The 14326-nt window shown below is 41.8% G+C and carries 9 protein-coding genes; 4 read left to right on the top strand and 5 right to left on the bottom strand.

Annotated features, from left to right (window positions below):
- The first annotated feature begins 243 nt into the window (after positions 1 to 243).
- A complete protein-coding gene (locus AB4405_RS16710) occupies positions 244 to 963 on the top strand; it encodes a hypothetical protein (RefSeq protein WP_102468622.1) in 720 nt (239 codons plus the stop codon).
- A 146-nt stretch (positions 964 to 1109) separates the two neighbouring features.
- Here AB4405_RS16710 and AB4405_RS16705 read toward each other — a convergent pair whose 3' ends face one another.
- The 3 genes from AB4405_RS16705 to AB4405_RS16695 form a co-directional block, all read right to left on the bottom strand.
- Positions 1110 to 1391 carry an NTP transferase domain-containing protein gene (locus AB4405_RS16705; RefSeq protein ID WP_372061986.1) on the bottom strand — a complete coding sequence of 94 codons (282 nt, stop codon included), beginning with the start codon at positions 1389 to 1391 and terminating at the stop codon, positions 1110 to 1112.
- Between the two features lie 374 nt (positions 1392 to 1765).
- Entirely contained in the window at positions 1766 to 2029 is a 264-nt protein-coding gene (locus tag AB4405_RS16700; protein ID WP_372061908.1) for a hypothetical protein, read from the bottom strand.
- Between the two features lie 383 nt (positions 2030 to 2412).
- Positions 2413 to 4929: a YadA-like family protein gene (locus AB4405_RS16695; protein WP_372061906.1), complete on the bottom strand. Its 2517-nt coding sequence runs from the start codon at positions 4927 to 4929 to the stop codon at positions 2413 to 2415.
- A 391-nt stretch (positions 4930 to 5320) separates the two neighbouring features.
- On the opposite strand from AB4405_RS16695, the gene AB4405_RS16690 reads away from it, so the two are divergent.
- Positions 5321 to 5974 (top strand): hypothetical protein, encoded by a 654-nt coding sequence (locus AB4405_RS16690; protein ID WP_372061904.1) that lies wholly within the window; start codon positions 5321 to 5323, stop codon positions 5972 to 5974.
- Between the two features lie 153 nt (positions 5975 to 6127).
- Here AB4405_RS16690 and AB4405_RS16685 read toward each other — a convergent pair whose 3' ends face one another.
- Positions 6128 to 8068: a hypothetical protein gene (locus AB4405_RS16685; protein ID WP_372061902.1), complete on the bottom strand. Its 1941-nt coding sequence runs from the start codon at positions 8066 to 8068 to the stop codon at positions 6128 to 6130.
- 486 nt (positions 8069 to 8554) lie between these two features.
- Here AB4405_RS16685 and AB4405_RS16680 point away from each other — a divergent pair, with 486 nt between their 5' ends.
- On the top strand, positions 8555 to 9256 hold the full coding sequence (locus AB4405_RS16680) for a hypothetical protein (protein ID WP_372061901.1): 702 nt from the start codon (positions 8555 to 8557) through the stop codon (positions 9254 to 9256).
- A 520-nt stretch (positions 9257 to 9776) separates the two neighbouring features.
- Here AB4405_RS16680 and AB4405_RS16675 read toward each other — a convergent pair.
- The gene (locus AB4405_RS16675) at positions 9777 to 11612 is read right to left on the bottom strand and encodes a choline/carnitine O-acyltransferase (protein WP_372061900.1); all 1836 of its coding nucleotides are present in this window, start codon (positions 11610 to 11612) and stop codon (positions 9777 to 9779) included.
- 1052 nt (positions 11613 to 12664) lie between these two features.
- On the opposite strand from AB4405_RS16675, the gene AB4405_RS16670 reads away from it, so the two are divergent.
- The gene (locus AB4405_RS16670) at positions 12665 to 13882 is read left to right on the top strand and encodes a hypothetical protein (RefSeq protein ID WP_372061899.1); all 1218 of its coding nucleotides are present in this window, start codon (positions 12665 to 12667) and stop codon (positions 13880 to 13882) included.
- The last annotated feature ends 444 nt before the right edge of the window (positions 13883 to 14326 follow it).

Below are 14326 nucleotides of genomic sequence, written 5' to 3'. Positions count from 1 at the left end.
TATTACCTCTCTGATTGACTTTACGCCTAAATATAAAGAAAGCACTGAAACCTTCCAATCGAAATTTCGATATATGAAGGCGTGCTTACTGTCATTAGGTCAGAGTTTATCTTTCTACCTATTCGATATCTAGTTGGTACCTGTTTTCAAGTATTCTTTCGGGCAATGTATTGTTCATGCCAGAGCCAAGGATGTTGGTGAGAACTTAAAGGGACAAAAAGATATTCTATTAGAGGTAGTACCGTGAAAAAATCAATTTTAGCCATCGCATTAACCGCAATCACGTTCGGCTCAGTCGCGGCTGAAGCAGAAAACGCAGAAGATATTAACTATGGTGATCCTACTGCCTCGTTTTCAACGCTCGGTGTATCGACGAGTGGAGATAAAACGCAAGTTAATAGTATGGTTGGTTTCGGTGCGAATATTTTCCAATTGGACGTGACGGTCGACAATAAGAATATCCGCCGCGATACTACAGGTTACCGTGCCAGATATTTCCATGTTACCGACGGATTAGGTGTATCGGTGGACGTGTTGGGTGAAATGGGTAGTAAGTCGAGCACAACGGCATTGGCTGGTTTAATCTATAAAATTCCGTTAAACGATAACGTTATGATTTTCCCTATGCTGTCACTTGGCTATACAGACTTTGGCACGCCACAACCTACATCTGGTGAAAATGGTGATATTAAAGACGGCTCAGTGCTCTACCAAGGGGGCATTTATGCGATGTACGGGTTTGATGCTGGCCACTGGCTCTATGCGAACCCGAAAGTGACACATATTAAAGAAACAAGTGCAAATGTGCCACAAGTTGAAGTGGGTGGTGGTTATATGGTGTCTGACAGCGTATCGCTTGGATTTAAAGTCGAATACACCGCCGAGTACAAGGTACGTCAAGGTTCTAGCCAAGTTAATAAAGCCGATACGGTTGGTTGGTTACAAGCCAGTTACTACTTTTAATCTTGCTTGATTGCTTGATTTGCTCGTTCGAGTATTTTATCACTGCACGTATCCAGAGTTACACGGTACTCTTTATAAGACCGTGTAACTCTGCTGCTTCTAGTGTATCGATATCAGTACATACACCCAAATCATCACATTCGAATTCATAATAATGTGTATTGTATTGTATTGTATTGTTTGATGATGCTTTTTGCCCCTTCTTCCCCCGTCAGCTGTGACAATGCTTCGAATAGCGCACTGGAAAAAATAACAGGGTGTCCAGCCTGACTTTCAAAACGAGGGCGGCAAATGACAGTTTTTTCTAAAGATTCGCCGTACTTATCCTGTGTAAAACGAACGAGATTAGTTAAGGTTGTGGCGCGGATAAAAGGCATGTCTGCGAGGAAAACCGCGCAAAATACGGGTGGATTGTCGACACTGAGTATTGCCTTTATTCCGTTTGCGATTGATGCGCTTTAACTTGGGCTTTGAGTATAGTCGCGAGCGTTCTTATTCTTAGATGCATATTATGGCCGTCATAAACCGTAAGTAGAAGCTCGTTCTGTTCGATATTGAGATTTGCCTCAGAGCTTCATTGTCAAAGTGATCTATGAATTAGATGCCTTATTGATGAGGAATTAGTTGATTGACATTATTTGAATACGGAATGATTGGAAAGGATATTGAACAGAAGTTTGAGTATGAATGTTAATCTGGCGTATGAACAGTACCAGTGTTTATTCGCTAACGGTCGAACTAAAACGGTAAACTTCAGTTATAAAAGTAGCGTTGCCAGGAAAGACAACGCCTTACGATAAAATTAAAGGCTACTTAACGAGGTATCGTTTTCGCGGCGATGTTGCGTCTCTTGAGCAAATGAACGATTGGCTTGTTTTGCGCATGTGGTGGGTTCACCACCAGAGTCGATACAATTACTCAGCATTTCATAGTAGACCTGATATGAAATGTCGTCTTCAGCAGGTGCTGCTGGTCCATTGTGCACATCAGCATAGATAGGAAAAGGCAGAGCAATGCTAAAAAACAATCCAGTTAGAGCGAGCTTTGATGAAATAGAAGAAGGCATCTCATTCCTTAATGATATTTTATTGTTTACTTATATTTTTAAGTCGAAGGGTGATCTGGAATGATAATAAATTTGAGCGTTCGCGTATTTAATTACTTTGTTACGATTTTTTGCTGTCGGGATCGGGATTGCGACAATACATAGGTGCACTAAATTATTGTGAAAAGGGCTTTAGATACGTGGTGAGTTTTGTTGCGGATTGATCGACATTTACACTTCTTATTATTGGCTTTGTTTCCGTTGCTAGATTATTTCTTTATTTATCCAAACTTCAGAGTGCCACAGCTAAATAAGGTTAGTTTATACAAAGAAGACCTCCTTACATCACAATCTTATTAGAGTGATGTAAGGAGGTCTTTAGTTAATTAATGCTTAGGGCTTGGCTACCACTCGTAACCGACACCTGCACCAATGGATACATTTTCTGATCCTGTATCATAAGCAATGTTTGAACGTGCAGTAAAGTTCTTGGTAAAGCGAATACCAACACCACCTGCAATTGCATCAGCACTGCCGGAGTGACCCAGCGCTACCGTTGTGGTGATCTTACCAACGTTGTATGGCATCACTAAAGAGCTGGTTGCGATACCTTGCGCCATGGCGCCATCCATGACCTTAGCTTGATCTTCGAGTGCGTTTCGAAGGTCTCTAATGTCATTTTTGTTCTGCGCGATATCGCTACGGTTTTTATCAATAGCGGCTTTAGTATCGATCGAAGAGGTTCCTCCTGAATGACTTGTAGCTATGCTAGCCTGTGTTGCTGTTGCTGTTGCTGTTGCTGCTGCAGGTGCAGGTGCAGGTGCAGGTACCTTAGCATCGTCATTGGCATCTTGTGGGGTTAAGAATACATTTTTGTTCTGGTCACCCCTTGCACTTTTAGCGTCCGCTAAGTAGTGCGAGTAAGTACCAGTAATTACTGAGTCGTATTCTTTGCCATTATTGTCCGTCGTGACAACGTGATAACTCACCTCTTCATTACCATTATAGGATTCATGGTTTGGCACTTTGCCGTAACCGATGATAGTGCTTTGCGTGCCTGTTACTGTAGCCGTTGGAGTTCTAGCAATATCTTTCTTAACTGGAACAATTTCAGGTTGGGCTACTGGTGCTTGCGCAATTCCCGTCAACGTTGGAGTAGCAATTGGTGAAACCCCATTAGTGACAGATGCTGGCGTGGGATTTACCTGCACTAATTGCGCTGGTTTTATTTGTGTTGGTGTATGCGGCGCAACCAAAGGAGCCTTCATTGGTTGTGCTTGTGGTACGGCGTGTGGAATCGGATGTGGTACGGCTGCTTTTTCTGGAATCGCGACAGGTGCCTTTTCGGTTCTAGTGAATGTTGGCGCTGCAACAGGTGACACCCCATTGATGACAGGAGATGGCGTAGGATTAACCTGCACTAATTTTGCTGGTTCCATTTGTGTTGGTGTCTGTGGCGCGACCAAAGGAGTCTTCATTGGCTGTGCATATGGCACGGCGTGTGGAACCGGATGTGGTACGGCAGCTTTTTCTGGAATCGCGACAGGTGCCTTCTCGGTTCTAGTGAATGATGGCGCTGCAACAGGTGACACCCCATTGATGACAGGAGATGGCGTAGGATTAACCTGTACTAATTTTGCTGGTTCCATTTGTGTTGGTGTCTGTGGCGCGACCAAAGGAGCCTTCATTGGATGTGCATATGGCACGGCGTGTGGAACCGGATGTGGTACGGCAGCTTTTTCTGGAATCGCGACAGGTGCCTGCTCGGTTCTAGTGAATGTTGGCGCTGCAACAGGTGACACCCCTTTGATGACAGGAGATGGCGTAGGATTAACCTGCACTAAATCTGCTGGTTTCATTTGTGTTGGCGCGTAAGGGGCAACTGAAGGAGTCTTCATCGGTTGTGCACTTGGAACGGCATGTGGAACCAAGTTTGGTGTTGGTGCTTTCTCTGGAATGCCATTAAATACCGGTGATGGTACTGGATTAACCTGCACTAAATCTGCTGGTTTCATTTGCGTTGGCGCGTAAGGGGCAACTGACGGTGTTTTCATCGGTTGTGCACTTGGAACGGCATGTGGAACCAAGTTTGGTGTTGGTGCTTTCTCTGGAATACCATTAAATACCGGTGATGGTACTGGATTAACCTGCACTAAATCTGTTGGTTTCATTTGCGTTGGCGCGTAAGGAGCAACTGACGGTGTTTTCATCGGTTGTGCATTTGGAACGGCATGTGGAACCAAGTTTGGTGTTGGTGCTTTCTCTGGAATGCCATTAAATACCGGTGATGGTACTGGATTAACCTGCACTAAATCTGTTGGTTTCATTTGCGTTGGCGCGTAAGGGGCAACTGACGGTGTTTTCATCGGTTGTGCATTTGGCTCGGCATGTGGAACCAAGTTTGGTGTTGGTGCTTTCTCTGGAATGCCATTAAATACCGGTGATGGTACGGGATTAACCTGCACCAAATCTGCTGGTTTCATTTGCGTTGGCGCGTAAGGGGCAACTGTCGGTGTTTTCATCGGTTGTGCATTTGGAACGGCATGTGGAACCAAGTTTGGTGTTGGTGCTTTCTCTGGAATGCCATTAAATACCGGTGATGATACTGGATTAACCTGCACTAAATCTGTTGGTTTCATTTGCGTTGGCGTATAAGGGGCAACTGACGGAGTCTTCATCGGTTGTGCATGGGGCACGGCATATGGAACCAGTCGTGGTACGGCTGCTTTTTTCGGAGTAGAGATCGCTCCTAATGATGGCACTGTGCTAGTCGTGGTTGAACCGCTTAAGCCATTATGTCGATGTTTAGCCCAACCTTTGGTGTGCCCGGCAGGATTCACTGGATTATGTGGGTTTCCTGCCATCGCGCCACTAGATATTACGGTTGCAATGGAAACCGCTAAAATGGTTAATTTGTTCATATTTCCTCTCAAAATAGGCATAACAAGCCTAACTTGGCTATGTGAGTTTGTAGGTGTCGAAAGCGAAACCAGAAATCACAACAGTACTCTAACTTGCATCGATCGCAACACTTTGTGTAGCTATCGATTCATTGTTGAGGTGGAATATATGCCTAATTTTAAAAAAATTCAGTGCCATATTTTGGTAACTTACTTTGCAATGCACAATATGTGCTGGTTTTTTTTATAAAAAACACTAAGATAACTTGGGTAAGGCAAATTAGGTGTCTGTGAAACGAAATTTAGATATTGATTTGTTTATCTATAAAATAGTCACAGGTGATGCGTTCAAGACAGTGGCCTTCTTTATGTCACAATCAACACAATTTTCAGAATTAAGGTTTAACTCGTTATGACATCAAACTCATCAACCCTTGCGCGAAATATCAAGCAACGAATGAGTGACTTAGATATTAGGTCTAATCTCGCTTTGTCTAAAATGTCGGGAGTCAGTCGGGCGGTTATAACTAACGTCATGCTTCACCCAGAAAAATCGATTATGGCTGACAGTGCCTTACAACTGAGTAAGACTCTAGATTGTCGGGTTGAGTGGTTATTAACCGGTAAGGGACACATCAATATTGATCAAGCAATTTATAGCAATGGGTTACATTTAGGTTCACCTGTATTCACCCTCAATCAAATATCTGAAAGCAGTATTGATGAATTGCTACAAAACGCTTGCTCCAACCCAAACACAAGCAGAATGCCTTGTCCTACGGGAAATACGCCGAGTATGTTTGTCGTGTGGCAAAGTCGCCCTATGGGCAAAATCAATAATCCTGGGCATATCTATTTTGATAAAGATAAAAAGCCGGTGTCAGGCCAGTTGGTGATCGCTCGAACAAGTGCTGGTGCTTGTCTCGAATACATGGAATATTACTCTGCTCACGACAAGCAGTTTCTACGAACGGTAGAAGAGCATATCCCAGAAGATTTAAGAATGGTTGAATTGACTGATGGTATGAAAATCATTGCCACTTTTGAGTGTTTTGTTGTTGTTTAATGTTTGCCATTGATACCGTTTGAATTTTTCGTCCTCTTAAGAGGGAGTATTTGTCTGCCGCAATAAACCAACAAAAACCTATCGGTTAGAATCACAAAAGCCCTCCAAATAGTGGAGGGCAGTATAAAGAGGTTATGTCTTTAGTTAGTGTACTTAGTAATGTCTCACTTGACCTATAAGCGGATTTTGTACTGGTTTCATAATGCCATAAGTTACCGTGATGCCATTGCCGCCACCATTCGTTGTCACTCGTGCATCTGGGTGGTTATCTAACAAACCGTCCGTATCATTCCAGTTGTTTGCCATCCACACGTTACCAGCATCATCAATCATACTATCCGTTGAAATCTGTAGGATTCCAGACTGATAAACATGTGCGTTTTCTCCGTTGTGGTCCATGGTAATAAATCCAGTACCGTACGCATTAGCCACAACGACATTATCATTACCATCGATTGAAATTCCCCAACCGACATTCATTGTCCCATCGAGTAATTTTGATTTAATCACCTTACCTTCTGGTGAGATGACCGAAACATTGCCTGTATTGCTTACACCTGCTTTTGTATTAGTGATCACTTGTTCTATGTTTAAGCGAAATTCCTCAAGAGCCGATACGTCAGTCGGTACATCCGCAAATTTGTAGCCCATTGAAAAGTTATTGACTACCCATGCATTACCTTCAGAGTCAAGCGCAATGCCGCGTGGTGCGATACCACCGGTTTTAATTTGTTGTGCTTGTTCCGGGTGGTCCAATGGGAATTTAGTGACAGTCACATCCTGGTTATTCGTAACCCAGACGGTTTGGTCATTGGAACAAGCCGTAGCGAATGGACGACTGAGCCCGTCTACTTTTAATATTTTGCCATTTTTATAATCACCTTTAGGGAATACAACTAATTGATTAGCTGAATTGTCGGCAGCCACAACGGTGCCATCACCACAAGTCGAGAGACCTTGAATACCTTTTGGTGTGCCGTTATTTACAACCGCATCGCCACGATAACTGCCATCTAAATTATAAACTGAAAAATTACCGTTAAAAGATCCGAACCATGCGGAATCGTTGGTAACAGTGGTACCCCATCCAATCCCATCAACTTTGCCATTTTGATAGCCCGTTAAAGCTGGAGATAATGTTTTACCCGCTGGGGTCAATTTTGACACGCCACCACCAATAGAGCCATGTGCCAACGTAGGCTCACTTGATGGCATCCAGTTGTTTCCCATCCAAAGGTTAGCATTTTTATCAAACATCATTCGGCCAACTGAATACATACCACCACCATTAAAACGAACCGTTAGTGAGTAGTCATCTGGTGCCCACGTAAGGTATGGCAAGAAGTCAGTCGAGCGTCGAGCTTGTCCTTCAGGCACAGGGAAAGTGCTAAAAAACAAATCAGAATTTTGTTTTGCCTGCGCATAGGGTGCAACAGCAATATTTGCAATTGCGTCGATGGTATTATCAGCATGGTTTATGGTTAAGAACTGGCCGCAGCTACTCGAGATATTTGCACCACAGGTCGACATCAGTGCAGCCATCACATTCATTCGTCCAATGGTCTGCGACTCAGTCACATTGGCACCATTTAGGACAGTATCACCGAATGATCCTGTATTAATATTCGCTAAATTTTGGACTTGTTCTGAACCAATTTTGAAACCATTGGCATTACCATTGAACTGACCATCTTTATAAAATTGTGCAAGAGGGTAAACCGAGCCAATAGTCGTGATTTCGTTCATGACTACGGGACCGTTTTGCTCATTGTTACTCACTGCTAGCGTCGAATAATTGGGTACTTCGTTTCCATCAATCTTACCGCCAATTGATTTAAAATAATAAAATCCATTATCAATAACTTCAGATGAAAAAATAACCTTACCTTCGTGATTAGTCTTTGCTGTTGAAATGATTTTCGGAGCCAGACCGGATTGCGCTTTAATCATTTGCACTTGCGCACCGCTGACAGCCTGTCCGTCAGATTCCACGGTAACCTTGTAGTCGTTGGATGGCAGATTGTGTGCGCTTGCGCTGCCAGCAACGATTGCACATGTATTCGCTATAGCGAGAAGTAAGACTGTTTTTTTCATTGAATTGCTCTATTTGTTGGTTGTTTTCGATGGGGAGAATAGTAATAGTTCTTATAAATTCGATCGATATAACGAACTTTATATGTGGATTCAATGAAACTAAATTGACGGTAACACGAAGAAAATACGCTATTGGTTGTGAACAATAGCCATGACATAGAAATTAAAAAGTCCGATGAAAGTATCATAAGCAAACATTGCATTTATCTAAAGTCTTAATAGAAAAGTTCCCGTTCAGTGCCTTTTCATAATTAATGGAAAAAATAGTCGTGTTAGTTAAATAAAACATCTTTTAAAAATCGGTGAGTGCTAAAACATTCTAATTGTTCTCAATGAAAAACGAACAGCTGGTCATTTTGTGACCGCATGCTGTATTATGATTGCGAGTACTACTTTAGAGTTACTCTGGTCGATAGGCCAAGTGATGGTGCCTTTTTTCAAAGTCCCCTTCATTAATACACTTTCTCATAGGTAAGGATTAACATTATGAATAAGATTATATTTTTGGGTTTGGTTGCTACTTTTGTGACAGGTTGTAATTCAACTATGGAAATGCCTCAGGACTTGGCATCTCAGCCTTCAATCCCAGTAACCACGGAAGGCGGTGTTTTAGCTTCGGGTTTTTATAAAGGCAACTTCAACATCGCTGATCTGTATACCGGGAGATTTCATAGAAGTGCGGAGGGGACAAGTGTATTTGACGACACATATAAAAGCAAAACAGGAGGGCTTACGCTCACTATTAATAAAAAAGGAGCGACGGAACCTTGGTTACTGGAATGTAAAGGAAGCACATCGTTGACTTTAGGGGTCTTTGAATCAGGAAAGCCATATTCTTGTGTGATAAGTCAAAGCAACAAACAAATTGGCACCTTTAGTCTCAACCCCCAAGAAAACACTTCGCTTGTATCTTTTAGCATGGTTGAGAAAGACACAGGTTACATAAGTATTAATGACAAACGTTTCGACATTGAAAGTGTTAATCGGATTGATGGTTCGATGATTGACTCAGAAAAGCCAGTTGGATTTATTATTAAAGACAACGCCAGAACCATCGCTGCAATCAATACAAATGGCGCCATGGCGATAACACTACAATCCAATTTGCCTGAGTTTGACAAAGATGTAGCAGCGATAGGCGCTTTAACTGCAGGATTTAGTTGGCGTCCTTCTAATAATGAAGATTGAATCTTCACGGAACCTAGCACTTTGACGTAGGTGAGGGCGATTAACTCGTAGTTTTGGTCATTAATGACACGTTATTTTTGCGGTTTGGAACAGGATTATATTGTTCGGGTAAATGTAATTTCGAGCTCAATAAAACAGTGCGAGTTTTACTGGCATACTGTTCTCACTGGGAGTGGGGTTGTTGGTATAAACGTGCAATACCATTCATGTCATTCCGGTAACCTACGCTTTTAAGAATCGAGCTTACCCATCGTAATCTCGATGTCGGTTGTCCGCTCTATATGGTTCAAAAAACATTGGGAAAAGAGGGGCGGTTACCATAATCGTTCGGTTTATCAGATCAATGATAATGAAAAAGGCGCCCACTAATGTATTGATAGTGCGCGCCTTGCGTGATCTGATTAATCAAACGTACAGTACATCGAGCTAACCTTCGTTATTTTATTGTTGTCCGGGTGGCTACTAATCGCGGTTAGGGGTTAGGCTCGATTTATAAAACACTGTGCCTTGAGCGATATTACTAGTGGCTCATTAATTTTGCCATGTCGACAAGTGATTGCTCTATATGGAATTTCATTGATTCCAAATTACTTTTCATCGCTGTACGGCTTGTCATGTTAAAGCAAATTGAATCCTCGCGAATGAAATATCGGATGCCATAACCATTGTCAACAATTGGCCCATAACCGGCTAGTTCAACACCGTATTCAGAAGTTGTACTAGTGCACACCACACTATTAGTCAGTGCCAAATATCCATGGTCATTAAATAGCTCTGGAAGCGCTTGCAACCCCAATTCTTTGCTAGCCATTTTGTAACGGTATTTAAGGGCTAAGAAGTGAGAATACACCCCTTCGCCAAAACGACATTCATTTGCTCGTGTTATGTGCGTTTTTATCGCGCGAGTCAACGAAGCTTGCTTGGTTTTAACATCACATTCTGATGAATGCATATTTTCAATAAACGTCATTGAATCTGGAGAAACGGTATATAAAACATCAATACGACCACCGACAAATGTTCTGGTCATTACGGCTTCGTAAGCGCTATAACATTTGCCGTACAATCTATACTCGGCCAATTGTAATGCTAATTGAACAAAAGCATCGGGACTAACGCGAAACTGTTTGATCCTCTCTTTTCCGAACGCCAAAAAGCTGAGTACACGAGTTTGTGTATTGGCGACATGTTGATGAAACTTTGGAGCTGAATCAGATAAAACTTGAGCTAATGACTCGTCAAGATCAAAGATAAGCGACTGTGGTTTATCAGAAGGTGGGCGATTTGAATTTACAGAAGCCGTATCGCACGCGGGACTAATCGAATTATCAGAACCTACATTGATGGTATCAAACATATGGGCGACCAAGCGTAACATGACGGAACCATCAACCCCCGTATGTTCAAAGTTAATCCCTGTTTTACCATTTTTAAACACAATGAACTGCAGAGACTTATCAAAGAATCGATCTCTACCGTTGCCGTGAAGTAATTGCTGTGAAATATCTTCAATCACTTCAGGTTCTTCCGCATCTAAGCATACCGCAAATGCCGCTTCATCTATTGCTTTCATTGCGGCTTGGTTATTGGTTGATAAACCGAGCAATTGAATACGCTTTTCCGCCCAAACATCACGATCTAACGTGGTCAGCAACCCAATGTTTTGGCCCGTTTTCGCCTCATTTATGATGCTTTCTAGCTCGACTTTAATCTCCGCGAATGATTTGCATTGCAGTGATTCATCTAAAATTTGAACTTTAAATACACACTGATTATGCATAACCACAATGTGTTTTCGACATGAAGACACCTTAAATTCATCAGTATCTTGTTTTGGGATCCTGATAGAGGAAAACAGGTTGTCATATTGCGCCATACAAAGTGGTTTATCTTTTTGGTAATCCTTGGAAAGTGATTTCGTATCGAGCAATGCAATAAAGCTATACACACTGGTAATCAATGCAGCAGCAATATGCGCTTGTGAATGAGTGTCTGCAGCCAATTTACTTTTTAAGTAATAGAAAACATTACTGTTAATAACCAAAGGTGCTCGTGACTCTAAATAAAGATCCTGCCACACAGACGAAGACCAATTCGCAATACCATCCGTGCGCGCCCATTTTATTAGATCGGTTTGTAGCGTGTTGCCGTCACCACCTTCTTTAAGAAAATACTTGATCGCTTCATTTGTTTGTTCGCGCTCTTTTTCAGTCAACAACGGCGCAGACCATTCTAACAACTTGCGGCAAGTGTCATTGACGTCCGGGATTGGCATGATTGGCGGCGCGTGATTGTTGTTCTCATCAACTGAAAAAGTGTGGTTACTATGTTGCTGGGTTGTCAACGTACTGCTCATTATTACTTTCTTCCTTAACTGAGCGGAATGCTCATCCGATACTGCCGGGCGGCTTAGTTTTTCATTGTTCAACTGTGCGCTAATTATCAATAATTAAGATCGAATACATCGTATAAAAGCAACGAACTCAATTCAAAGTGCTTAAAAAAATAACGGTAAAATGTCATTTTAATTACAGCACGAATCTTTATTTTCGTAACAAATATCACCTCTCATTAGCGATAAGATCATTCTCTTAACAATTATTCATTTCAAAACATAAGCTTAGCGAAGTGCTTTTGTGAAATCAATTTAGAATTTATATATTTTATTGCTTGATCATTAGTGCTCTAAACATTAGGATCGAAATTAAATTATTATGAAAAAGAATGCTTACAGAGGGAAGTGAGCGTAGTCATCGAGAGTAAATCATCTTGTTGGTCGCTCGAAGAGACCTATCAAGTTGTCGTTAAATTAACGCCGAGAACATGCTGTATGGAGAATCTTAATGTCATCGTTAGCCGTCTATAAAAACGACATAAATGGGCAATTGAGTTTTATTCAGAACCTGATCCAGGTATTGAGCGCAATCAACAACTCGTCAGCAATGACACGTCAAATTACTCAACCAAAATTGCTCGCTGGATGCTGTCCCCGGACTGGTTAGTGGGAACTCGATGATGGTCAAACCAACAGCAGAAACCCCATTTCAAGGAAGAAAGATGAGTATCAAACAACCCGATTACATTCTGGAAAATAGATCCACGATTAAAAGCACTTAAACACGGACCAAGCGCCACTATCAAAGCGTGATGATCTGATTACTTATAAATAAGCATTCATTGCCATCGTGTGATTTATTTTTCACATGTTGGCTGTTACGAGGTACACGACCAACCTAGGCGAAATTCGCAAATGGTCCAACTCGCTATGTTCCTCTTTGGTTCTCACTCTCGATAAAATGAGGTTTAAGAGCCGATGGCAGTCGCCGTCCTAAAGCAAGCGAACATAGCACTAAACATAAATAAGGATTTTATTATGTTTGCTCGAAGTACACACGTTGAGGCCAAATAATGACTACTTGGCTATCTATAGGCATTCTCTTTACGTTTGCTGCAATCGCTTTCGTTATCTACCGTTGGGGTAAACTCAAATGCGTCGGGGTAACGCCTGTTCGCACTTTTACCTTTGTTGCTATTCTCTTCACTTCAGGTCTAGATGCTGGGCTCGTGATGTTTCCATTGACTGAATTTGCTGGTTATGCCGATTTAGCCACCAGCCCTGAATACTCCTTCAGTAACCCACTAGCTATAGAGTTTGGTTTTTGGGCATTCTTCATATGGGCTTTCTACTTCTTAACTTGTTTCTACTTTTGCATTATTGAACCACGAGTTAAGTTCTTCGAAATCCCACTGATCAAGTTTATTAATAACCTCGTTATTGTCGGTACCTGTGCGTTCACTTCATATTTATTACTCGTAAACCTACCGTGGTATTTACCAGATTTTGGCGACGGTGAATCAGTGGTTGGTAGCTTCTACCTTGTTGTCTTTGCGGTTATCGGCATTGCGGTATATTCAAGTACTAACATTCGTTTTGTTAGAATTCTTAGCTTGGGTAGTAGTTTTTTGTTCCTTGGTTTAATTGTATTGATGTGGGCTAAAGCGTTTTTATCAGAAGGTTCAAGCATTGGTGAGTTCTTCACGACCTTTGGTTTGTTAGGAGATTACTTCACGAACATTGATAAATTCATTCTACCAATCAATGATTACCATGAGTTCTATCTTTACTGGTGGTTTGCATGGAGCATTATGATCGGCCAATTTACCGCTCGTTTTGTAGGTGGCTTGCGCACATACCAAGTGTTGATCGCAATGATGGTCGTCCCTTCTATACCAATCGCAGTTTGGTTCACGGTGCTTTACTATTACAGTGCCAATGCAATACCGGTGACCGGTTTTTACAACATGGCGATGGTGCTTGTTGGTGTCACCTTTGTGGTCAATTCATTGGATTCGTTGATCAGGCTTTATACCGACAACCTAAACTTAACGGTTCAACGCTTTGGTAAAACTAAGTACATACTAGGCAACTTTGTATTACTGAGTGGTTTGACACTGCTATTTAAATTGGATTTTTTACAAATTCAATGGGTCGGCGCATTAGCGATTGCACTGATTCTTGGTTGTTTCGGTTACATTATGGCTACGCATTACGGCCAAGTGGTTAAAATTGAACAATCGCCGAAAGCGAACACCATTGACTTTGGAAAGATCCATCTAGCCAACTAATTGGTTTAAATTAACCTGGGTAGTGGATGAAAATTTAAAAAATACTCAAGCCGCGATTTGACCGTTTAATGAAAACAACAAATCGCAAAGGCTTGGGTATCATTAATCTACACACTACTTGCACAGAAATCGGTAGTAATGTGATGACGAAAGTTTATACACACCTTTGCGGCGACACCGTCGACTCAGTGTTGTCCCAAAATTAGCCCCGCCAAACCAACTTCCCGGAATACTCTAGAACAAACCAAATTAATCTAATCCATGCAGTTGAGTGCTTATGCGGATTTTTTTTTCCGTAATTCTCTTCTGAAATTGCTTTTAGATTCACACGAGAGGTTGATACTAATTGAGTTTTATTGTGAATGGTAGCAACATGGGGGGCTTTGTTTCCTAAATCAGGGAACTAATGCTTAAAGCAACGATCAGATCATCTAAGTTCACTAA

It is taken from the genome of Vibrio sp. 10N.261.51.F12 (assembly GCF_041471725.1).
Taxonomy (GTDB): domain Bacteria; phylum Pseudomonadota; class Gammaproteobacteria; order Enterobacterales; family Vibrionaceae; genus Vibrio.
This window is presented reverse-complemented; position numbering and strand designations above follow the sequence as displayed.